The 24956-nt window shown below is 73.6% G+C and carries 2 protein-coding genes; both read left to right on the top strand.

Annotated elements, in window-relative coordinates; all coding sequences use genetic code 11:
* Positions 1 to 9 precede the first annotated feature (9 nt).
* On the top strand, positions 10 to 13848 hold the full coding sequence (locus ACGFN2_RS06630; RefSeq protein ID WP_393358047.1) for a type I polyketide synthase: 13839 nt from the start codon (positions 10 to 12) through the stop codon (positions 13846 to 13848).
* A gap of 46 nt (positions 13849 to 13894) precedes the next feature.
* Entirely contained in the window at positions 13895 to 24826 is a 10932-nt protein-coding gene (locus tag ACGFN2_RS06625) for a type I polyketide synthase (protein ID WP_393358045.1), read from the top strand.
* The last annotated feature ends 130 nt before the right edge of the window (positions 24827 to 24956 follow it).

The raw sequence follows: 24956 nt of genomic DNA, 5'->3' as shown, positions 1-24956 counted from the left end.
GTGACGTTGGTGGCTGCTGACGACGAGAAGTACATGGAGTACCTGAAGCGGGTGACGACCGAGCTTCGGCAGACCCGTCGCCAGCTTCGCGAAGCCGAGGGCAGAGACCAGGAGCCCATCGCCATCGTCGCGATGAGCTGCCGCTACCCCGGCAGCGTCCGTACTCCCGAAGACCTCTGGCAGCTGGTCGCCGAAGGCGGGGACGCCGTCTCCGGCTTCCCGGTCGACCGGGGCTGGGACGTCGACGCGGCCTACGACCCGGACCCGGACAAGCCGGGCTCGATCTCTGTCCGCGAAGGCGGCTTCCTCCACGACGCGGGGTACTTCGACCCGGCGTTCTTCGGGATGAGCCCCCGGGAGGCACTGGCCACCGACCCACAGCAGCGACTGCTGCTCGAAGTGGCCTGGGAGGCCTTCGAACGCGCGGGTATCGACCCCACCTCGGTGCGCGGCGCCAACGGCGGAGTGTTCGTCGGCGCGGCCACCTCCGGGTACGGCATCGGCGTCGCCGACCTCCCCGAAGGCGTACAAGGACTGCTCCTCGCCGGAAACGCCACCTCCGTCGCGTCCGGCCGGATCGCCTACACCCTCGGCCTCGAAGGCCCCGCCGTCACCGTCGACACGGCCTGCTCCTCCTCGCTGGTCGCCCTGCACTGGGCCTGCCACGCACTGCGCCGCGGCGAATGCGATCTGGCGCTGGCCGGCGGAGTCGCCGTGATGTGCACACCGGCGATGTTCTTCGAGTTCAGCCGGCAGCGCGGCCTGGCCGCGGACGGCCGCTGCAAGCCGTTCTCCGACGACGCGGACGGCACCGGCTGGTCCGAGGGCGCCGGCATGCTGCTCGTCGAGCGGCTCTCCGACGCACGGAAGAACGGCCATCCGGTGCTGGCCGTCGTCCGGGGCACCGCCATCAACTCCGACGGCGCCTCCAACGGCCTCACCGCCCCCAACGGCCCCTCCCAGCAGCGGGTCATCCGCTCCGCACTGTCCCGGGCAGGCCTCGCCCCGAGCGATGTCGACGCCGTCGACGCCCACGGCACCGGTACCTCGCTGGGTGACCCCATCGAGGCACAGGCGCTCCTCGCCACCTACGGAAAGGACCGCGCGGACAACGGGCCGCTGCGGCTCGGCTCGCTCAAGTCCAACATCGGCCACACCCAGTCGGCGGCCGGCGTCGGCAGCGTCATCAAGATGGTCATGGCCATGCACCACGGGACGCTGCCCAAGTCCCTCCACATCTCCGAGCCGTCCCGCCACATCGAGTGGACGGCAGGAGACGTCGAGGTGCTGACCGAGGCGAGGCCCTGGCAGCCGGACGGGCGCCCGCGCCGGGCCGGTGTCTCCTCGTTCGGCATCAGCGGCACCAACGCACACGCCATCCTGGAGGAGGCACCGGCGAACGAGGAGGCACCCGCACCGGAGGCTGACAACGAGCCCGCCCGTGCTCTGCCCCTCGTCCCCTGGGTGGTGTCCGCCCGTAACGCGGAAGCCCTTCGCGCACAAGCGGCACAGCTGCTGACCCGGGTCAAGCAGGACGAACTGGACCTGACCGACGTCGGCCACTCCCTGACCGCCACACGGACCGCGTTCGAACACCGCGCCGTGGTATTCGCCGAGGACCGGGCCGCCGCCCTGCGCGGCCTGGAGGAACTGGCCACCACGGGAGCCGAGGGCCCGAACGCCGACGTGGTGGGCGGCCGCACGATGCGCGGTGCCACCGCCTTCCTCTTCACGGGCCAGGGTGCCCAACGTGCCGCAATGGGACGCGAGTTGTATGCCGCGTACCCGGCCTTCGCCGCAGCGCTCGACGAGGCGTGCGCGCTCCTCGACACCCAGCTGGAACGCCCCCTGCGCGACGTCCTCTTCGGCGAGGACCCCGACGCCCTCCACCGGACGGCCTTCACCCAGCCCGCGCTCTTCGCCGTCGAGGTGGCGCTCTACCGGCTGGTCGAGTCCTGGGGCCTCAAGCCCAAATACCTGCTGGGGCACTCCATCGGCGAGTTGACGGCCGCGCATGTGGCGGGCGTGCTGTCCCTGAAGGACGCCTGCCGACTGGTCGCCGCCCGTGGCCGGTTGATGCAGGCGCTGCCGGCGGGTGGGGCGATGGTGTCGCTTCAGTCGTCGGAGGCGGAGGTGCTGCCGCTGCTGGAGGGCCAGGAGCAGCGAGTGAGTGTTGCTGCGGTGAATGGTCCGCAGTCGGTGGTGGTTTCGGGTGACGAGTCGGTGGTTGCCGAGATCGCCGGGCGTTTCGAGTCCGAGGGGCGGAAGGTCAAGCGGCTCCAGGTGAGCCATGCCTTCCATTCCCCGCTGATGGAGCCGATGCTCGACGAGTTCCGTGCGGTCGCGGAGAGCGTCACATACGAGCAGCCGCGCATCCCCGTGGTCTCGAATGTGACCGGCGAACTCGCCACGGCGGAGGAGTTGGCCTCTGCTGACTACTGGGTGCGGCATGTACGGGAGGCCGTCCGGTTCGCCGACGGCGTCCGCCGGCTCGCAGAGCACGGCGTGACGCGGCTCCTGGAGCTGGGCCCCGGAGGCACCCTCACCGCGATGGCACAGGCCTGCCTCGCGGACTCCGCCGACGATGGCACCGAGCGGGTGTTCCTCGCCTCCCTGCGGGCAAACCGGCCCGAGCCCCTGTCGCTGATGTCGGCGGTGGCCGGCGCCTTCGCGTCGGGCGCACCGATCGACTGGGCCGCGTACTTCGCAGGCACCGGGGCACGGCGGGTGGACCTGCCCACCTACGCGTTCCAGCGCGAGCGCTACTGGCTGGAGCCGACGGGCGCCACCCCCGAGCCGCACGAGCAGTCCGCCGTGGACGGCTGGCGGTATCGGGTGGAGTGGAAGCCGTTGGCGGGACAGCCCGGTGGCGTGCTGGGTGGTCGTTGGCTTGCAGTGGTGGCTGCCGGGGATGTGTATGCCGAGTCTGTGGTGGAGGGTCTGGCGGCGTGTGGTGTGCGGGTTGAGCGGGTGGAGTGTGGCGCGGGGGAGTGGGACCGGGGTGTGCTCGCCCCGCGGGTGCGTGAGGTGGCTGGTGCGGAGCCGGTCGCCGGTGTGTTGGTGGTGGGTGCTGGGGACGCTGTGCGCACTGCGGTGGTGGTGCAGGCGACGGGGGACGCCGCTGTGGGTGGGCATGTGTGGGTGGTGACGCGGGGGGCTGTTTCGGTCGGTCGGTCGGATGGTGGGCCCGATCCGGTGCAGGCGGCGGTGTGGGGTGTGGGTCGGGTGGCGGCGCTGGAGTACCCGGATCGTTGGGGCGGTCTGGTGGACATGCCGGAGGCGGTGGACCGTAGGGCGCTCGACCGCTTGACCGGGGTGCTTGCCGATGGTGGTGAGGATCAGGTGGCGGTGCGGGCGTCGGGGGTGTTCGGGCGTCGGCTGGCACACGCTCCGGCTCCCGCATCCGATGACGCGGTCGAGGGTTGGCGGCCGCGTGGGACGGTGCTGATCACGGGTGGTACGGGTGCGTTGGGTGCCCGGGTGGCGCGCTGGGTGGCCGAACGCGGTGCCGAGCATGTGGTCCTGTCCAGTCGTCGTGGTCGGGAGGCGCCTGGTGCCTCGGAGCTGGAGGCGGAGCTGTCTGCCCTCGGTGTATGCGTGACCGTGGTGGCTTGCGATGTCGGCGATCCGGACGCGGTCGAGGCACTGCTGTGCGAACATCCGGTGGACGCCGTCTTCCACGCCGCGGCCGTACTCGATGACGGCGTACTGGACTCCCTGACGCCGGAGCGGTTCGCCGCTGTGCTGCGGGCCAAGGCCGTCTCGGCCTGGAACTTGCACGAGGCGACTCGCGGTCGTGACCTGTCGGCCTTTGTCCTGTTCTCGTCCGTCGCCGGTGTCATCGGCGCCGCCGGACAGGCCAACTATGCGGCGGCCAATGCCTATTTGGATGCCCTTGCCGAGCGGCGGGCGGGCGAAGGGCTTGCCGCGACGTCCCTTGCCTGGGGGCCCTGGGGCGAGACGGGCATGGCGAGTGATGAGTCGATGGCCCGGCGGATGCGCCGGGGTGGAGTGTGTCCGCTGCAGCCGGACCTCGCCGTCGAGGCGATGGGGAGCGCGATCCGCTCCGGTGCACCCGGTCTGGTGATTGCCGACATCGATTGGACGGACTTCCGTGCTGGCTTCGCCATGGTCCGGCCGAGCCCGCTGATTGGCGATCTTCCGGAGATGCGTGCCGCGGTCGAGCAGGCCGCAGAGACGGGCGGCGACGACCCCCGGTCCGAGCTGCACCGGCAGCTCGCGGGGCTGGAGCCGGCCGAGCAGGAGCGCGTGCTCACCGATCTCGTCCGGTCGTATGCCGCCGGGGTGCTGCACTACGCGGGTCCCGCTCAGGTAGCGCCGGACCGGTCCTTCCGGGACCTCGGTGTCGATTCGCTGATCGCCGTGGAGCTGCGGAATGCCCTGAGCCTGGCGTGCGGGATCGCCTTGAGCGCGACGGTGGTCTTCGACTATCCGACGCCGGCGGAATTGGCTGGCTTCCTGCGCACCCGGATCGTCGCACCGTCCCACGTGGACACCGGACAGGCCGTGCCCTCCTCCGCGGTCGCCGGTGACCCGCTCGTCATTGTGGGGATGAGCTGCCGCTTCCCGGGCGGTGTTGACTCCCCGGAGGCTTTCTGGAAGCTGCTGTCGGACGGTGCGGACGCTGCCGGAGCCTTCCCGGCTGACCGAGGCTGGGACCTGGACGCGGTCTACGATCCCGACCCGGAACACCTGGGGACCACGTACGTCAATGTCGGTGGCTTCCTGAAGAACGTGGACCAGTTCGAGCCTGCTTTCTTCGGCATGAGCCCCAGGGAAGCGGTGGCGACCGATCCGCAGCAGCGTCTGCTGCTCGAAGTTTCCTGGGAAGCCCTGGAGCGCGCCGGCATCGATCCGCATTCCGTGCGGGGCAGCCGGGCGGGCGTCTTCGTGGGCACGAACGGTCAGGACTATCCGGCGCTGCTGGCCAGTTCCCCGGACGACTTCGACGGTTATGTCGGTACCGGAAATGCCGCGAGTGTGGTGTCCGGGCGTGTGGCCTACACGCTCGGCCTGGAGGGCCCGGCGGTGACCGTGGACACGGCGTGCTCCTCGTCGCTGGTGGCGCTGCACTGGGCAGCGCAGGCCCTGCGTTCCGGCGAGTGTGACCTGGCGCTGGTGGGCGGTGTGACGGTGATGTCGACGCCCGGAGCGTTCGTGGAGTTCAGCCGGCAGCGCGGACTCGCTCCGGACGGCCGGTGCAAGGCATTCGCCGCGGGCGCCGACGGCACCGGCTGGGGCGAGGGCGTTGGGGTGCTGGTCGTGGAGCGGCTGTCGGACGCCCGCCGCAACGGACACCGCGTACTGGCTGTCGTGGCCGGTTCCGCGGTGAATCAGGATGGCGCGTCGAACGGTCTGACGGCGCCCAACGGCCCGTCCCAGCAGCGGGTGATCCGGCAGGCACTGGCGAGCGCCGGCCTGGCGGCCTCGGATGTGGACGCGGTCGAGGCGCACGGCACGGGAACGGCACTCGGTGACCCCATTGAGGCACAGGCACTCCTCGCCACCTATGGCCAGGACCGGGCCGAGGACCGGCCGTTGTGGCTGGGTTCGGTGAAGTCGAACATTGGACACACCCAGGCCGCCGCGGGTGTGGCGGGTGTGATCAAGATGGTGCTGGCACTCCAGCACGGCGTGTTGCCGCGGACCCTGCACGTGGACGCCCCCTCACCCCATGTGGACTGGTCGGAGGGCAACGTACGGCTGCTCACGGAGCCGGTCGCCTGGCCGCTCGACGGCGCAGCGGCAGCCCATGTCTGTCGGGCAGGTGTGTCCTCGTTCGGCATCAGCGGCACCAACGCACACGTGGTCCTCGAAAGCGCCCCCGAGCCGCAAGCCACCACTGAGGTCGTCCCGGCCGCCGTGTCTGAACGGCTTTCCCTCACATCGCTGGTGCTCGCGGCACGTACCGAGCCCGCCCTCCGCGCGCAGGCGGCTCGCCTGCGCGCGGTCTACAAGGCCGACCCCGCACTCGACCTGGCGGACCTGGGCTTCTCCCTCGCCGCCACCCGTTCGCTGCGCTTCGACCACCGCGCGGTGGTACTGGCGGACGACCAGGCATCGGTACTCCAGCGCCTGGCCGCGCTCGCCGACGGCCACCGCACACCCGGTGTCATCAGTGGCACCCGTGCGGAGGGCCCACTGGCTCTGCTGTTCACGGGGCAGGGCGCCCAGCGGCCGGGAATGGGCCGCGAACTGTACGCATCTTTCCCGGCGTTCGCGGATGCGTTTGATGAGGTGTGTGCGCACTTCGACGGCGAGTTGGAGTCGTCGCTGCGGGGTGTGGTGTTCGGTGACGAGACCGAGCTGCTGGATCAGACGGGTTTCACTCAGCCGGCGTTGTTCGCGGTGGAGGTGGCGCTGTTCCGGCTCGTCGAGTCGTTCGGCATCCGCCCCGACTACCTCATGGGGCATTCCATTGGTGAGCTGGTGGCTGCGCATGTGGCAGGGGTGTGGTCGCTGGAGGACGCCTGCCGTCTGGTTGCTGCCCGCGGCCGGTTGATGCAGGCGTTGCCGGTGGGTGGGGCGATGGTCTCGATCCAGGCATCGGAAGCCGAGGTGTCGCCGCTGCTGGAGGGCCAGGAGCGGTGGGTGAGCATCGCGGCGGTCAACGGCCCGCAGTCGGTCGTGGTCTCCGGTGACGAGTCGGCTGTTGCCGAGATCGCCGGACACTTCGAGTCCGACGGCCGGAAGGTGAAGCGGCTCCAGGTCAGCCACGCTTTCCATTCCCCGTTGATGGAGCCGGTGCTGGAGGAGTTCCGGGCGGTCGCGGAGAGTGTGTCGTTCGCGGAGCCACATGTCCCGGTGGTCTCGAACGTGACCGGTGAACTCGCCACGGCGGAGCAGTTGACCTCGCCCGACTACTGGGTGCGGCATGCGCGGGAGGCGGTCCGATTCGCCGACGGTGTGCGGTGGTTGGAGCAGCAGGGGGTGTCCCGGTTCCTGGAGGTCGGGCCGGACGGCACCCTGACCGCCATGGCACAGCTCTGCCTCTCGGCATCTGACCTGCTTCTGCTCCCCGTCCTGCGGAAGGACCGCGCCGAGACGGAAGCCCTGCTGACCGCTGTCTCGCATGCGTTTGTGCTCGGCGCGGACGTGGATTGGGCTACGTGCTTCCCTGCCGCCCGGCGAGTGGATCTGCCCACGTACGCATTTCAGCGGGAGCGCTACTGGCCGACGCCTGCACCTGCCGCGGACCCGTCCGAGAACTGGCGCTATCGGGTGGAGTGGAAGCCACTGACGGCGCCGTCGGGTGGGGTGCTGGGTGGTCGTTGGCTTGCGGTGGTGGCTCCGGGTGAGGTGTGGTCCGAGGCCGTGGTGGAGGGGCTGGCGGCGTGTGGTGTGGCGGTTGAGCGGGTGGAGTGTGCCGCGGGGGAGAGGGACCGGGGGCTGTTGGCCGAGCGGGTGCGTGAGGTGGCGGGCGGGGAGCCGGTCGCCGGGGTGCTGGTGGTGGGTGCGGCGGACACGGCGGGTACCGCGGTGCTCGTGCAGGCGCTGGGTGATGCGGGTGTGGGTGGGCGCGTGTGGGTGGTGACGCGGGGGGCTGTCGCCGTCGGTGCGTCGGATGGCGGGCCGGTTCCCGCGCAGGCGGCGGTGTGGGGCCTCGGCCGGGTGGCTGCGCTGGAGCTGCCGCATCGTTGGGGCGGTCTGGTCGATCTCCCGGAGGCCGTGGACCGCGGGGTGCTCGACCAGTTGGTCGCGGTACTCGCGCACGGTGCCGAGGATCAGGTTGCGGTGCGGGCTTCTGGGATGTTCGGGCGGCGACTGGTGCACGCTCCGGCTCCGGCTGGGGACGTGGGCGGTGGTTGGCAACCGCGCGGAACGGTGCTGATCACGGGTGGCACGGGTGCGCTGGGCGCTCGTGTGGCACGTTGGGCGGCCGAACGTGGTGCGGAGCATCTGGTCCTGACCAGTCGCCGTGGTCGGGAGGCTCCTGGCGCGATGGAGCTGGAGGCCGAGCTGTCCGGCCTGGGTGTTCAGGTGACGGTGGCGGCCTGCGATGTCGCTGACCGGGACGCGGTCGCGGCTTTGCTGTCCGGGTGCGCGGTGGACGCCGTGGTCCATGCGGCGGGTGTGGTGGATTCCGTGCCGTTGGGCGATGCGGATGCGGAGCATTTTGCCGAGGTGATGGGGGCGAAGGTCTCCGGTGCTGTGGTGCTGGATGAGGTGCTGGGCGACCGGGACCTGGATGCCTTTGTGGTGTTCTCGTCGATCGCTGGTGTGTGGGGGAGCGGTGGTCAGGCGGCGTATGCGGCGGGGAACGCCTTCGTCGAGGGGTTGGTGGCGGCGCGTCGTGCCCGGGGCGCGGTCGGTTGCGCGGTGGCGTGGGGCCCGTGGGCCGGCGGCGGCATGGCCGGCACGGAGGGCGCGGAGGAACACCTGCTGCGCCGTGGGCTGAGGCCGCTCGATCCGGCTCTCGCGGTGTCGGCGCTGGAGTCGGCCGTCGGTGCGGGCGAGGGTTCGGTGGTCGTGGCGGACGTGGAGTGGGAACGCTTCGCTCCGGCATTCACCGGCGCCCGTCCGAGCCCGCTACTGGAGGACCTGCCGGAGGTGCGGGCGGCATTGGCTGCCGACGCCGGCAGTGAGGATGCCGATGCCGGCGTGACGCGGGAGCGGTTCTCCGGGCTGCCGGCTGTCGAGCGCGAGCGGGCGCTGCTGGAGCTGGTGCGTACGCACGCCGCCGCGGTCCTCGGCCACCACAAGCCCGCAGATCTCGAAATCGGCGCCAGCTTCCGCGACTTGGGCTTCGACTCGCTCACCGCGGTCGAGCTGCGCAACGGACTGAAAGTCGAGACCGGCCTTCGGCTCCCCGCCACTCTGGCCTTCGACTATCCGACGCCGAGAGACCTGGCCGGTTTCCTGGACGCTGAACTGTTCGGTACCGGGAAGGACACGTCGGCCGGTCTGCCGGTGCCGGCGTCCACCTCCGACGATCCGGTGGTCATCGTCGGGATGAGCTGCCGGCTTCCCGGTGGGGTGGCCGGCCCGGAGGATCTGTGGCGGCTGGTGGCGGGAGCCGAGGACGCGATCTCCGGCTTCCCGACGGACCGTGGCTGGGACCTCGGTTCCCTCTTCGGGAACGACGCCGGCCACCTGGGTTCGAGCCGCACGCGCGCGGGCGGATTCCTCTACGACAGCGGCGACTTCGACGCGGACTTCTTCGGGATCTCGCCGCGTGAGGCGGTCACCATGGACCCGCAGCAGCGGCTGCTGCTGGAGATCTCGTGGGAGGCGCTGGAGCGGGCCGGCATCGACCCGGCGGCGCTGCGCGGCAGCCGCACCGGGGTGTTCGCGGGGACGAACTACCAGGGATACGGCTCGGCCGCACACACCCTGCCCGAGGGCGCCGAGGGGCAGCTGCTCACCGGCCACGCCACCAGTGTGACGTCCGGCCGGATCTCCTACGCCTTCGGTCTCGAAGGTCCCGCCGTCACCGTCGACACGGCGTGCTCGTCGTCGCTGGTGGCGCTGCATCTGGCCGCACAGGCCCTGCGGCTCGGGGAGTGCGATCTCGCCCTCGCGGGCGGGGTGACCGTGATGGCCACTCCGGGCGCCTTCGTGGAATTCGGCCGGCAAGGAGGGCTGGCGGGTGACGGGCGGTGCAAGGCGTTCGCCGACGGTGCGGACGGCACCGGCTGGGGTGAGGGCGCGGGCATCGTCCTCGTCGAGCGGCTCTCCGACGCACGCCGCAACGGGCACCCGGTGCTCGCCGTGCTCCGCGGCTCGGCGGTCAACCAGGACGGCGCGTCGAACGGTCTGACCGCCCCCAACGGGCCCTCCCAGCAGCGGGTCATCCGGGCCGCGCTCGCCAACGCCGGGCTCGACGCCCATGAGGTGGACGCGGTCGAGGCACACGGCACCGGAACGTCGCTGGGCGACCCGATCGAGGCCCAGGCACTGATCGCCACCTACGGCCAGGACCGTGCGGCGGACCGGCCGTTGTGGCTGGGCTCGCTGAAGTCCAACATCGGACACACTCAGTCCGCCGCCGGCATCGCGGGTGTGATCAAGATGGTGCTGGCCCTCCAGAAGGGCGTCCTGCCCCGCACGCTGCACGTCAATGAGCCGTCCTCGCACGTCGACTGGTCGGCGGGTGAGGTGCGTTTGCTGACCCGGGCCGTGGAGTGGCCGCAGCACGGACTGCCGCGCCGGGCCGCGGTGTCCTCGTTCGGGATCAGCGGCACCAACGCGCACGTGGTGCTCGAACAGCACGGGGCGGTTGACGGCGGGCCGGAGGGAGTCACCGCGCTCGACGGCGCCGCGTCCGCCGACGCCGTGCGGGCCGCGGACGACGGGGCCGGTGACCTGGCGGGGCCCGTCGTCTGGCCGCTGTCCGCCCGCTCCGCCGCCGCACTCCGCGACCAGGCGAAGCGGCTGCGCGTCCACCTCACCGGCCACCCGGACCTGCCGGTCCGCGACATCGGGTACTCGCTCGCCACCACCCGGGCCGCCTTCGACCACCGGGCGGCGCTGGTCGCCGAGGACCGGGACACGTTCCTGAAGGGCCTCGCCGCGCTGGCCCGCGGCGAGGACACGGCCGAGCTGGTGCGCGGCCGCGCGGACACCGGCGGGAAGCTCGCCTTCATGTTCAGCGGCCAGGGAGCCCAGCGCGCCGGCATGGGACGCGAGCTGCACGCGCGCTTCCCCGCCTACGCGGCGGCCTTCGACGAGGCCTGCGCGGAGTTCGACCGCCACCTCGAACGGCCGCTGCACGAGATCGTCTTCGCGGACGAGGGCACGCCCGAGGCCGCGCTGCTCGACCGCACGGCCTACACCCAGCCCGCGCTGTTCGCCGTGGAAACCGCGCTGCACGCGCTTGTCACCTCGTGGGGCATCCGGCCCGACGTCCTGATCGGCCACTCCATCGGCGAGCTGGCCGCCGCGCATGTCGCCGGGGTGCTGACCCTGGAGGACGCGTGCCGGCTGGTCGCCGCCCGCGGCCGGCTGATGCAGGCACTGCCGGAAGGCGGCGCCATGATCGCCGTACAGGCCGCCGAGGAGGAGGTGCTGCCCCTGTTGGCGGGCCTGGCGGACCGGGCCGGGATCGCCGCGGTGAACGGGCCGTCGGCCGTCGTCGTCTCCGGTGAGCAGGAAGCGGTCACCGAGATCGCCGCACAGCTGGCCGAGCGCGGGCGAAAGACTAGGCGTTTGCGGGTCAGCCATGCGTTTCACTCTCCCTTGATGGACACGATGCTGGCGGAGTTCGACGAGATCGCGCGCGGTGTGCGCTACGCACCGCCGCGCCTGCCCGTCATCTCCAACCTCACCGGGGAACCGGCGGCCGACGCCGACCTGACGTCGCCCGACTACTGGGTGCGGCACGTCCGCGAGGCCGTCCGCTTCGGCGACGGCATCCGCCGGCTGGCGGCCGACGGCGTACGGACCTACCTGGAGCTGGGCCCCGACGGCACCCTCGCCGCCATGGCGTGGGAGAGCCTGCGCGAACCCGGCGAGGAGGCCGTCGCGCTGCCCGTGCTGCGGCGCGACCGGCCCGAGGCGCGCAGCGCCCTGCTCGCCGCGGCGAACCTGCACGCCCGCGGTCTCGGCGCGGGACCCGCCGCGCTGTACGGCGAGGGCGCGTGCCGCGTCGAGCTGCCCACCTACGCCTTCCAGCGGCGCCGGTACTGGCTGGAGCCGGCCGGCCCGCAGACCGGGGACGGGGCGGCACAGTCGCTCGACGACCAGTTCTGGGCCGCCGTGGAGCACGCCGACCCGGGCGAGCTGGCCGAGCGTCTCCACCTGGCCGGTGACGCCCCGCTGAGCGAGATCCTGCCCGCGCTGTCCTCGTGGCGCCACCAGCAGCGCGAACGCGCCGCCGCTGACGGCTGGGAGTACCGGGTCACCTGGCGGCCGGCCGGCGACACCCCGGCTCCCGTGCTCTCCGGCACCTGGCTGCTCGCCCACCCCGCGGGCCACGCCGGCCGTGCCTGGGAGACGGCGCTCGCGGCCGGGCTCACCGCCCACGGCGCGGCCGCGGTCGTCCCGGTCGAGGTCGACTGCGGCCGCGCCGACCGCAGGTCGCTCACCGGCCAACTGGGCACACTGCTGGACGAGTCGGGCCCCGTGCACGGGGTGCTGTCGCTGCTGGGCACCGACGAGGAACCGCACCGCAGCCGGCCCGCCACGCCCGGCGGACTCGCCGCGACCATGGCCCTCGTCCAGGCGCTCGACGACCTGGGCACCGGCGCGCCCCTGTGGTGCGCGACCACCGGGGCCGTCGCGGTGCGCGAGGGCGAGGCCGTGCCGTCGCCCGTCCAGGCAGCTGTCTGGGGCCTGGGGCGGGTCGCCGCGCTGGAGCAGCCGCACAGCTGGGGCGGTCTGGTCGACCTGCCCACCGAGCCCGACGAGGGGGCCGTGCAACGACTGTGCGCGGTCCTGGCGGCCGGACCGGTCGAGGACCAGGTCGCGGTACGCGGCTCGGGCGTGTTCGTCCGGCGGCTGGTCCGCGCCCAGACCCCGGACGCCGCACCCGGCGCCGACAAGCCGTGGGCGTGCACCGGCACCGTACTGATCACCGGCGGCACCGGCGCGCTCGGCGCACACGTCGCCCGCCGACTGGCCGACCGGGGTGCCGAACACCTGATCCTGGCGGGCCGGCGTGGACCGCAGGCCGAGGGCGCGGCCGAGCTGCGGGCCGAACTCACCGCCCTGGGCACCCGGGTGACGCTCGCCGCGTGCGATGCCGCCGACCGCGACGCGCTCGCGCGGCTGCTGGCCGAACACCCCGTCGACGCGGTTTTCCACGCCGCGGGCGTACTCGATGACGGACTGCTCGCCGGACTCGACGGGGACCGCCTGGACGCCGTACTGCGGTCCAAGATGACGGCCGCCGCGCATCTGCACGAGCTGACCGACGGCCTCACGGCGTTCGTGCTGTTCTCGTCCTTCGCCGGCACGGCGGGGGCGACCGGCCAGGCCAACTACGCCGCGGCCAACGCCTATCTGGACGCCCTGGCCGAGCACCGGCACGCCCTGGGCCTCCCCGCCACCTCCGTCGCCTGGGGCCCGTGGGCCGGCGCCGGAATGGCGGCCGGCAGCGCGGGCGACGAGGAGCTGGCCGAGCGCCTCGGCCGCAGCGGTATGGGCATGCTCGACCCGCGGCTCGCGGTCGACGCGTTGGAGCGGGCCCTCACCCGTGGCGACACCACACTGACCGTGGCCGACGTGGACTGGGCGCGCTTCGTACCCGGCTCCACCTCGGTGCGGGCCAGCACGCTCTTCGCCGAGCTGCCGGAGGCCCGGCAGGCGGCCCCGGAACGCGAGTCCGCAGACAGCGACGGACAGAGCGGTCCGCGGACGGTGCGGGCACAGCTGGCCGGGCGGAGCGAGACGGACCAGGAACGCGTCCTCGTCACGCTCGTGCGTACCCATGTCGCCGGTGTCCTCGGGTACGACGCGGTGGACGCGATCGACCCGAAGCGGGCCTTCAGCGAGCTGGGCTTCGACTCGCTCATGGCCGTCGAGCTGCGCAACCGACTCTGTCTGGCCACCGGCACCCAGCTGCCCGCCACGCTGCTGTTCGACCACCCGACCGCGGCGGCCCTCGCTCGACATCTGCGCCAGCAGGTCGCGGCGGGCGACACGGCCGGGGAACCGCCCGCGCTCGCCGAGCTGGACCGGCTGGAGGACGCGCTCGCCGAGGTGGCGCAGGACGATCCGCAGCGGGCCAGGATCGCCTCCCGGCTGCAGACGCTGCTCGCGAAGTGGAGTGAGCGGGCGGACACCGACCCGGTGGTGGACACCGGCGCCGGGGTGAGCGACCGGATCAACTCCGCCACCGTGGACGAGATCTTCGACTTCATCGACAACGACCTCGGCATGTCATGACGCGCCGACCGCAGGACCCCCGGAACCGCCACGTGGATGAGGGTGTATGAACGAACAGAAGCTCCTCGACTACCTCAAGAAGGTCACCAACGACCTCCACCAGACGCGCCAGCGTCTCCAGGAAGTGGAGGCCGGGCGCCAGGAACCGGTGGCCGTCGTGGCGATGAGCTGCCGTTTTCCCGGTGGGGTGGGTTCGCCGGAGGAGTTCTGGCGGTTGCTTGCGGGCGGGGTGGACGCAGTCGGTGAGTGGCCGGCGGACCGTGGCTGGGACGTGGAGGCGCTGTACGACCCGGAGCCTGGGGTGCCCGGGCGCAGTTACACCCGGGCCGGCGGTTTCCTGGACGATGTCGGCGGTTTCGACGCGGGTTTCTTCGGGATTTCGCCGCGGGAGGCGGTGGCGATGGACCCGCAGCAGCGGTTGCTGCTGGAGACGTCGTGGGAGGCGTTCGAGCGGGCCGGGATCGATCCGGCGGCGCTGCGCGGCAGCCGCACCGGCGTCTTCGCCGGCACCAACGGGCAGGATTACACCGCGCTGCTGCTCGGCGCCGCGGAAGGGCTGGAAGGCCACATCGGCACCGGCAACGCCGCCAGCGTGGTGTCCGGCCGGGTCTCCTACGCGCTGGGCCTGGAGGGGCCCGCGGTCACCGTCGACACCGCCTGCTCGTCCTCGCTCGTCGCCCTCCACCTGGCGGCACAGGCCCTCCGGACGGGGGAGTGCGACCTCGCGCTGGCCGGCGGCGTCACCGTGATGTCCACGCCCGGCGTGTTCCTGGAGTTCAGCCGGCAGCGCGGACTGGCCGCGGACGGCCGCTGCAAGGCGTTCGCGGACGCGGCCGACGGCACCGCATGGGGCGAGGGCGCGGGCATGCTGCTGGTCGAGCGGCTCTCCGACGCCCGGCGCAACGGGCATCCGGTGCTCGCCGTGCTGCGCGGCTCCGCCGTCAACCAGGACGGCGCGTCGAACGGCCTGACCGCCCCCAACGGCCCCTCCCAGCAACGCGTCATCTGGCAGGCGCTGTCCGGCGCGGGCCTGGCCACGGCGGACATCGACATGGTGGAGGCCCACGGCACCGGCACGACCCTCGGCGACCCCATCGAGGCCCAGGCGCTCCTGGCGACCTACGGGCAGGACCGGGACGAGGGGCAGCCGTTGTGGCTCGGCTCCGTGAAGTCCAACATCGGGCACACCCAGGCAGCGGCGGGCGCGGCCGGCGTCATCAAGGCCGTACTCGCCCTCCAGGAAGGGCTGATGCCCTCGACCCTGCACATCGACCGGCCCTCGTCACACGTCGACTGGTCGGCGGGGAAGGTGTCGCTCCTGGCCGAGGCCACCGCCTGGCCCGACCACGGGCGGCCGCGCCGGGCCGCGGTCTCCTCCTTCGGCGTCAGCGGCACCAACGCCCACGTCATCCTCGAACAGGCCCCGGTCCGGGAACCCGCCCCCGAGACCGGCGGAGCCCCGGAGCCGGCCATCGCCCCCGGGACGGACACCGACCCCCAGGACCTCGCCTTCCCGCTCTCCGCGCGCACCGCGGAATCGCTGCGCACCCTCGCCGCCCGGCTGCACCAGCGGCTCGCCGGCCCGACCCCGCCGCCACTGCGCGACCTCGCCTGGTCGCTGGCCACCACCCGCACCGCCTTCGAGCACCGGGCCGCCGTGATCGCCGCCGACCACGAGGAGCTGCTGCGCGGCCTGGACCTGCTCGCCCGCGACGTGCCCGCTTCCGGGGTGGTGCGCGGCACGAGCGGCGCGGACGGCCGGACCGCCTTCCTCTTCCCCGGCCAGGGCTCCCAGTGGGCGGGGATGGCCACCGAACTCCTCGACACCGACGCGGAGTTCCGGGCCCGCTTCACCGAGTGCGCCGAGGCCGTGCAACGGTACTCCGGCTGGTCCCTCGACGAGGTGTTGCGCGGCGCGGAGGGGGCGCCGTCCCTGGACCGGGTGGATGTCGTCCAGCCCGCCCTGTTCGCCGTGATGGTCGCGCTGGCGGGTCTCTGGCGCACCCGGGGAGTGGAGCCCGACGCCGTCGTGGGGCACAGCCAGGGCGAGATCGCCGCCGCCTGTGTCGCCGGGGCCCTGAGTCTCGACGACGCCGCCCGGGTCGTCGTCCTGCGCAGCCGCGCACTGACCGTGCTCGCCGGGCGCGGCGGCATGATGTCCGTCCTGCTGCCGCTGTCCGAGGTGGAGGACCGCCTCGCCCCCTGGGGCGACGCCCTCTCCGTCGCCGCCGTCAACGGCCCCCGCTCCGTCGTCGTCTCCGGCGAAGCGGACGCCCTCGACGAGCTGTTCGGCGCGCTGCAGGCCGACGGCGCCCAGGTCCGCCGGATACCGGTCGACTACGCGTCCCACTCCGCGCAGGTCGAGGAGATCCGTGAGCAACTGCTCGCCGACCTGGCACCGGTGCGCCCGCGCAGCGGCGCCACCCCGTTCTTCTCCACGGTGACCGGCGACTGGATCGACACCGGCCGGCTCGACGCCGAGTACTGGTACCGCAACCTGCGCCGCACCGTCCGCTTCGAACACGCCGTCCGCTCCCTGGCCGCACAGGACTACCGCTCCTACGTCGAGACCTCGCCGCACCCCGTGGTGACGACCGCCGTACGCGAGACGCTCGACGCACTCGACCTCGCGGACGCCGCCGTCGTCGGCACCCTCCGCAAGGGCGAGGGCGGCCCGCGGCGGTTCCTCACCTCGCTCGCGGAACTTTCCGTCGCCGTCGGGCCCGTCACCTGGCGCACCGTCCTCGACCCCGACGGGTCCGGCGCCGCCCGGCGGATCGCCCTGCCGACCTACCCCTTCCAGCGCCGCCGCTACTGGCCCGAGCCCGCCCCCGCCCTGCGCGGCGGCCCCGGCGACGCCACCGACGCCCGCTTCTGGGAAGCCGTCGAGAGCGGCGACGCCGACACGCTCGGCGCCGCACTGGACGTGGCCCCGGCCACCCTCGACGCGCTGCTGCCCGCCCTGTCCGACTACCACCGGCGCCACCGCGAGGGCGCGCAGGCCGACTCGTGGCGCTACCGCATCACCTGGAAGCCCGTCCCCGCCGACGCCGCGCCCGCCACCCTCCGCGGCACCTGGCTGGTCCTCACCCCCGGCGACCCCGCCCCGGCCGACGACCTGACGACGGCACTCGCCGCCGCCGGAGCGCACCCCGTCACCGTGCCCGTGGACACCGAAGCGGACCGCGCCGCGCTCGCCGGGACGATCGGGGCGGCCCTGCGCGGCACGGCCTCCCCGGACGCACCGCTGCCCCCGGTCGCCGGGATCGTCTCCCTGCTCGCCCTGGACGAGGACGAGCACCGCGCCCACCCCGGCCTGCCCCGGGGCTTCGCCGCCACCGTCGCCCTCGTCCAGGCACTGGACGACCTCGGCGTGGAGGCCCCGCTGTGGTTCGCCACCCGCGGCGCCGTCACCACCGACCCGCTGCGCGGCGTCACCGCACCCCAACAGGCCCTGGTGTGGGGCTTCGGCCGGGTGGTCGCCCTGGAGCAGCCGGAGCGCTGGGGCGGACTGCTCGATCTGCCCGAAACCCTGGACCCGGCCGCGGCCACCACCGTGGTCCGGGCGCTCGCCGGCATCGGCGACGAGGACCAGCTCGCGATCCGGCCGCACGGTGTCCTCGCGCGCCGGCTGGTCCGCGCCGCCACCGGCGCACTCGACACCACCCGGCGGTGGACTCCCCAGGGGACCGTCCTGGTCACCGGCGGCACCGGCGCTCTCGGACGGCACGTGGCCCGCTGGCTCGCCCGCAACGGCGCACCCCATCTGCTGCTCGTCAGCCGACGCGGCGCCGACACCCCCGGCTCGGCGGAACTCGCCGCCGAATTGGCCGAGTTCGGCACCCATGCCGAATTCGCGGCCTGCGACATCGCCGACCGCGACGCGCTCGCCGCCCTCCTCGCCACCATCCCCGCCGACCGGCCGCTCACCGCCGTCCTGCACACCGCAGCCGTCCTCGACGACGGGACCATCAACTCCCTCACCCCCGCCCAACTGGCCGGGGTACTCCGGGTGAAGGCCGGCGGCGCACGCAACCTCGACGAGCTGACCAGAGCGCACGACCTGTCGGCCTTCGTGCTGTTCTCCTCCACCGCCGGCACCATAGGCGCACCGGGCCACGCCAACTACGCCCCCGGCAACGCCTACCTCGACGCCCTGGCTCAGCAGCGCCGCGCCGCCGGGCACCGGGCCACCTCCGTCGCCTGGGGCCCATGGGCGGAAGCCGGTATGGCCGAGGGCACCGTGGGCGAGCGACTGCACCGGCACGGCGTACGCCTCATGGACCCGCAGTCGGCCGTCACCGCGCTCCAGCGCGCCCTCGACCATGACGACACCACACTGGCCGTCATCGACGTCGACTGGGACACCTTCACCCACGCCTACACCACGGCCCGCCACCGGCCCCTGATCGCCGACCTCCCCGACGCACAGCGGGTGCTCGCCACCGCCGCACCGGCGACGGAGGAGACGACCGAAGGCCCCGCGCTCGCCCGGCAGCTCGCCGCTCTGGACGAGGCGGAACAACGCCAGGCCCTGTCGGCACTCGTCCGCGCCCACATCGCCGCCGTCCTCAACCACACCGACCTCGACGAGATCGCCCCCCACCGGGCCTTCCGCGAGCTGGGCTTCGACTCCCTCATGGCCGTCGAACTCCGCAACGCCCTCAGCACCGCCATCGGCAAACGGCTCCCGGCCACGCTCATCTTCGACCACCCGACCCCGGCGGCGCTGGCCACCCGGCTGCGTGCCGAACTGGACCTCGACGAGGCGCAGGCCCCGCCCGCGCCCGCCCCCGACAGGGCGACGGCCCACGAGGACGACCCGATCGCCATCGTGGCGATGAGCTGCCGCTTTCCCGGTGGGGTGGGGTCGCCGGAGGAGTTCTGGCGGTTGCTTGCGGGCGGGGTGGACGCGATCGGCGAGTGGCCGGCGGACCGTGGCTGGGACGTGGAGGCGCTGTACGACCCGGAGCCTGGGGCGCCCGGACGCAGTTACACCCGGGCCGGCGGTTTCCTGGACGATGTCGGTGGCTTCGACGCGGGTTTCTTCGGGATCTCGCCGCGGGAGGCGGTGGCGATGGACCCGCAGCAGCGGTTGCTGCTGGAGACGTCGTGGGAGGCGTTCGAGCGGGCCGGGATCGACCCGGTCTCGCTGCGCGGCAGCCGCACCGGCGTCTTCGCCGGCACCAACTACCAGGACTACTCCTCCCGTTCCCTCGCCCCGGCACCGGACGCCGAGGCCCACCTCGGCACCGGCAACGCGGCGAGCGTCATGTCCGGCCGCCTCTCCTACACCTTCGGCCTGGAGGGGCCCGCGGTCACCGTCGACACCGCCTGCTCGTCCTCGCTCGTCGCCCTCCACCTCGCGGCGCAGGCCCTGAGGTCGGGCGAATGCGACCTCGCGCTGGCCGGGGGCGTCACCGTGATGTCCACCCCGGGGCTCTTCCTGGACTTCAGCCGCCAGCAGGGCCTGGCCGCGGACGGCCGCTGCAAGGCGTTCGCCGACCGGACCGACGGCACCGGCTTCTCCGAGGGCGTCGGCGTCGTTCTGGTCGAGCGCCTCTCCGACGCCCGGCGCAACGGACACACGGTGCTGGCGCTGCTCCGCGGCTCCGCCGTCAACCAGGACGGCGCCTCGAACGGACTCACCGCCCCCAACGGCCCCTCCCAGCAACGGGTGATCCGCGAGGCCCTGACCGGCGCCGGCCTGTCCGCTGCGGACGTCGACGCCGTCGAGGCCCATGGCACCGGCACGACCCTCGGCGACCCCATCGAGGCCCAGGCGCTCCTGGCGACCTACGGGCAGGGACGGGAGGCCGACCGTCCGCTGTGGCTCGGCTCCGTCAAGTCCAACATCGGGCACACCCAGGCCGCTGCCGGCGTGGCGGGCCTGATCAAGATGGTGCTGGCGCTCCAGCACGGCGCGCTGCCGCCCACCTTGCACATCGACCGGCCGTCGACCCACGTGGACTGGTCGGAAGGGAACGTTCGGCTGCTCACGGACACCGTGGAGTGGCCCGACACCGACCGGCCCCGACGGGCGGGGGTGTCCTCCTTCGGCATCAGCGGCACCAATGTGCACGCCATCCTGGAACAGGCCCCCGCCACCCCTGCCCCGCCGCCGGCCGGCACCCCGGCCACCCCCGTGACCTGGCTGCTCAGCGGCACCACCCGTGACGCCCTGCGGGCCCAGGCCGGCCGACTGCTCGCGCATCTGGAGCACCGGCCCGAATGCGGCCCGCAGGACGTGGGACTCTCCCTGGCCACGACCCGGTCCGCCTTCGAGCACCGCGCCGCGCTCGTCGGCAGCACCCGTGAGGAGCTGCTGAGCGGCCTGAGCGCACTCGCGGCCGGCGAGACCCCGGCACACGCCGTCACCGGGGTGGTACGGGGCGAGGGCCGGACCGCCCTGCTGTTCACGGGGCAGGGCGCGCAACGGCCGGGGATGGGCCGGGAGCTGTATGACGCCTTCCCGGTATTCGCCGAGGCCTTTGACGCCGTCTGCGCCCACTTCGACGGCGAGCTGATGTCGCCCCTGCGGGAGGTGGTGTTCGGCGAGGAGGCCGAACTGCTGAACCGCACGGGCTTCACCCAGCCGGCGTTGTTCGCGCTGGAGGTGGCGCTGTTCCGGCTGATGGAGTCGTTCGGTGTGCGGCCCGGCTATCTGGTGGGGCATTCCATCGGCGAGTTGGTGGCCGCGCATGTGGCGGGGGTGTGGTCGCTGGAGGACGCGTGTCGTGTGGTGGCGGCGCGCGGCCGGTTGATGCAGGCCCTGCCGGCGGGCGGGGCCATGGTCTCGGTCCAGGCGTCGGAAGCCGAGGTGCTGCCGCTGCTGGCGGGCCGCGATCAGCAGGTGAGCATCGCCGCGGTGAACGGTCCGCGGTCGATCGTGGTCTCCGGCGAGGAGTCCGCGGTTGCCGGGATCGCCGGGCATTTCGAGTCCGAGGGCCGGAAGGTGCGGCGGCTCCAGGTGAGCCACGCCTTCCACTCCCCGCTGATGGAGCCGATGCTCGACGCGTTCCGTGCCGTCGCCGAGGGCGTGTCGTACGCGGAGCCCCGCATCCCGGTGGTCTCGAACCTGACGGGCGAACTCGCCACGCCGCAGGAGCTGATGTCCCCCGGCTACTGGGTGCGGCACGTCCGTGAGGCGGTCCGCTTCGCCGATGGCGCCCGGTGGCTGGCGCAGCAGGGCGTGACCCGGTTCCTGGAACTCGGGCCGGACGGCACCCTGACCGCCATGGCACAGGGGTGCCTGGACGGGGAACGGATGCTGATCCCCGCGCTGCGCAAGGACCGGTCCGAGGCGCACGGGGTCATGGCCGCGGCCGGCGCTCTCCACACCTCGGGCGCCGTACTCGACCGGGCCGCGCTGTTCCCCGGTGCCCGCCGGGTCGACCTGCCGACCTACGCCTTCCAGCGGAAGCGCTACTGGTGGGACGCGGTCGCCGCGGCGGGCGACCTCGACGCCGTGGGGCTGCGCGCGGCCGGGCACCCGCTGCTCGGCGCGGCGGTCACCGTGGCCGGTGCGGAATCCGTGGTCTTCACGGGGCGGCTGTCGTCGGCCACCCATGCCTGGCTCGCCGGCCACGCGGTGCTCGGCAGGGTGATCCTGCCGGCGACGGCCTACCTCGACCTGGCCGTCAGCGCCGGTGACCGGACCGGATGCGACCATCTCGCCGAACTCACCCTGGAGGCGCCGCTCGTCCTGCCGGAGCAGGGCGCGGTCCAGCTCCAGGTCGTGGTGGGCGCACCCGACGACACCGGGTGCCGGTCGTTCACCGTGCACTCCCGGCCCGTGGCAGCGGACGACGCCGCGCCATGGGCCCGGCACGCCCAAGGCACCCTGGCCACCGCTCCGGCGAACGAGCCCGACACCCTGGCCAGTTGGCCGCCCGAGGGTGCCGAGCCGGTCGGCGCGGGGGAGTGGTACGACGCCTTCGCCGAAGCGGGGTTCGCCTACGGGCCGGCCTTCCAGGGCCTCGGACGCGTCTGGCGGCGCGGCGGCGAGCTGTTCGCCGAGGCCGCACTGCCCGAGCCGTACCGCGCCGACGCCGCCCGGTTCACGCTGCACCCCGCGCTGCTCGACGCGGCCGTGCAGACGCTGCTCGTCGGCGGGCGGGACACGGGTGAGGCGGGTGACGGCGGTGCGATGGTGCCGTTCGCCTGGAGCGGGGTGACGTTCCATGCCGAGGGCGCCGATGCGCTGCGGGTACGTCTGACGCCCGCCGAGGGCCGTGGAGACGCCTTCTCGGTGCTGGTCACAGATACCTCCGGCCGGCCTGTCGCCACCGCCGACGCGCTGACCCTGCGCACGGTGACTCCTGAGCAGCTGCCCGCCGCCCCGCAGGCCGGCCCCGAGGTGCCGCTGCGCCTCGACTGGCAGGCCGCCTCCCTGGCCGCACGCTCCGGGGCCGCGCGGTGGGTCGTGCTCGGCGGCCCGGCCGGCGCAGCGACCGGCCCAGCCGCGGACGCCGGCGTCACGGAGGCGCTGGACGGTTCGGGCGTGCACACCGAGTCCTACGCCGACCTCGACGCGCTGGCGGACGCGGTGGCCACGGGGATGACGATGCCCGACACCGTGCTGCTGGTGTGCGCGACGGACGCCGGCGCCGGCTCTCCGGACGTCCGCGGGCTGCTCGCCACCACCCTCGCCACCTGCCGCCAGTGGCTCGCCGAGGAGCGGTTCGCCGGCTCCCGGCTGGTGCTCGTCACCCGGGGCGCCGTCGCCGCCGGGCCCGGGGAGGACGTCGGCGATCTCGCGGGCGCGGCGCTGTGCGGACTGGTCCGCTCCGCGCAGCGGGAACACCCCGGGCGGCTGTGGCTGCTCGACCTGGACGACAGCGAGGCGTCCCGCCGTGTACTCGCGGACGCCGTGGCCGCCGCGCCTGCGCAGGCGGTGCTGCGGGCGGGCGAGTTGCGGCTGCCGCGGCTCACCCGCGCCGAGCCCGCCCAGCGCCCGCAGTCACCGTTCGACCCGGAGGGCACGGTGCTGGTCACCGGGGCCACCGGCGCGTTGGGGCGGCTCCTGGCGCGCCATCTCGTCACCCGGCACGGCGTACGGCATCTGCTGTTGGCGAGCCGCGGCGGGCCCGCGGCCGACGGCGCGGCGGAGCTGTGCGCGGAGCTGGCCGACCAGGGCGCGCAGGCCTCTCTGGTGGCCTGCGATGTCGCCGAGCGGGCGGAGGTGGCGGGGCTGCTCGGTTCGGTCCCGGCGGACCACCCGCTGACCGCCGTCGTACATCTCGCCGGGGTCGTCGACGACGGGGTGCTGACCGCGCTCGACGAGGAACGGATCGACCGGACACTGCGCCCCAAGGCCGACGCCGCCTGGCTGCTGCACGAGCTGACGAAGGGCCAGAAGCTGTCCGCGTTCGTGCTCTTCTCCTCGGCGGCCGGCACCTTCGGGTCGGCCGGCCAGGCCAACTACGCGGCCGCCAACGCCTTCCTGGACGGCCTGGCCGGACACCGGGCCGCCCAGGGGCTGCCGGCCACCTCGCTGGCGTGGGGGCCGTGGGCCGAGGACGGCGGGATGACGAAGGGGCTCGCCGACACCGACCGGCGGCGGATGGCCCGCGGCGGGATGCGGCCGCTCTCCGCCGACGACGGGCTCGCGCTGTTCGACGCCGCACTGGCGACGGGCGACCCCGCCCTGGTCACCGTGGGCCTGGGCAAGGGCGGAGCGGCGGCACTGCTGGGCGGCGCCGCTCCCGGCCGGACCCGGCGCACGGTCGCCGCGTCCGCGGCCGACAAGGACGATCTGCTCGCCCGGCTCACGGATGCCGGCCCCGAGGGGCGGGAGGCGCTGCTGCTGGATCTGGTCCGTCGCCAGGTCGCCGCGGTCCTCGGCCACGGCTCGCCCGACGACATCGAACCGGAGCGCGAATTCCTGGAGTTGGGCTTCGACTCGCTGACCGCCGTGGAACTGCGCAACCAGCTGGGAACCGTCACCGGCCTGCGGTTGCCGGCCACCCTCGTGTTCGACGTCGCCACTCCGCAGGACCTCGCCGCCCGGCTGGGTGAGGAGCTGGCGGCGGGGGCCCTCCCGCGGTCCGGTACGGCGGGTCCCGATGACCGGTCGTCCGCGCCGGCGCGCGCGCAGGACACCCTCGGCGCCCTCTTCCGGGGAGCCTGCGAGTCGGGACGGGTCGAGGAGGGCTTCGCGCTGCTGCAGGCGGCCGCCCAACTGCGGCCGACGTTCGACGCGCCGCAGGACGCCGGGGCGCAGTGCACCCCCGTGCGCCTCGCGCGTGGTGGCGACTCCCCGGAGGCGTCCGAGCCGGCGCTGATCTGCTTCAGCTCCTACGTGGCGCTCGCCGGTGTCCACCAGTACGCCAGGTTCGCCTCCGTCCACCGCGGCGCGCGTGACGTGTGGGCGCTGCCCACCCCGGGCTTCGGCCGCGGGGAGCACCTGCCGGCCTCCTTCGACGCGGCCGTCCGGCTCCAGGCCGAGGCGGTGCTGCGGTGCGCCGACGGCGGCCCGTTCGTGCTGCTCGGCTCGTCGTCCGGCGGCATCCTGGCCCTCGCCGTGGCGCACCACCTGGAGAAGGCGGGAACCCCGCCCGCCGGGGTGGCGCTGCTGGACACCTATCTGCCGCGCGAGGACTCGCCGTTCACCCGGTTCGCCGGGGAGATGATCGGCGGCATGTTCGCCCGCGAGTCCCTGTTCGCGCACATGGACTCCGACCGGCTCACCGCGATGAGCTGGTACATCCACGTCGTCGGCGCCTGGTCACCGGACCGGCTGTCCTGCCCGGTGCTGCTGGTGCGCTCCAGCGAGCCGCCGGTGAGCGCCGAGCAGGGCGAACAGCTCGCACCGGAGGAGTGGCAGGCCTCCTGGGACGGTGCGGACGCCGTGACCGAGGTGCCGGGCAACCACTTCACGATGATGGAGGACCACGCGGCCTCCACCGCCAAGACCGTCGCTGCCTGGACGGAGGCCCTGCCGGGGCCACGGCAGCGGGGCGGCACGCCGCGATGAGCGGTGGGCAGCGGCCTGCGACGGCCGCCCGGGGCCCCAGGGCCCCGGGCCCATTGTCTGGGCGATTCACCAGACCCGGCCGGTGACGGTCGGCGGCGCGCCGCACAGCGGACACCATGGTCGGCAGGCC

This window comes from Streptomyces sp. NPDC048612 (genome assembly GCF_043199295.1).
Taxonomy (GTDB): domain Bacteria; phylum Actinomycetota; class Actinomycetes; order Streptomycetales; family Streptomycetaceae; genus Streptomyces.
This window is presented reverse-complemented; position numbering and strand designations above follow the sequence as displayed.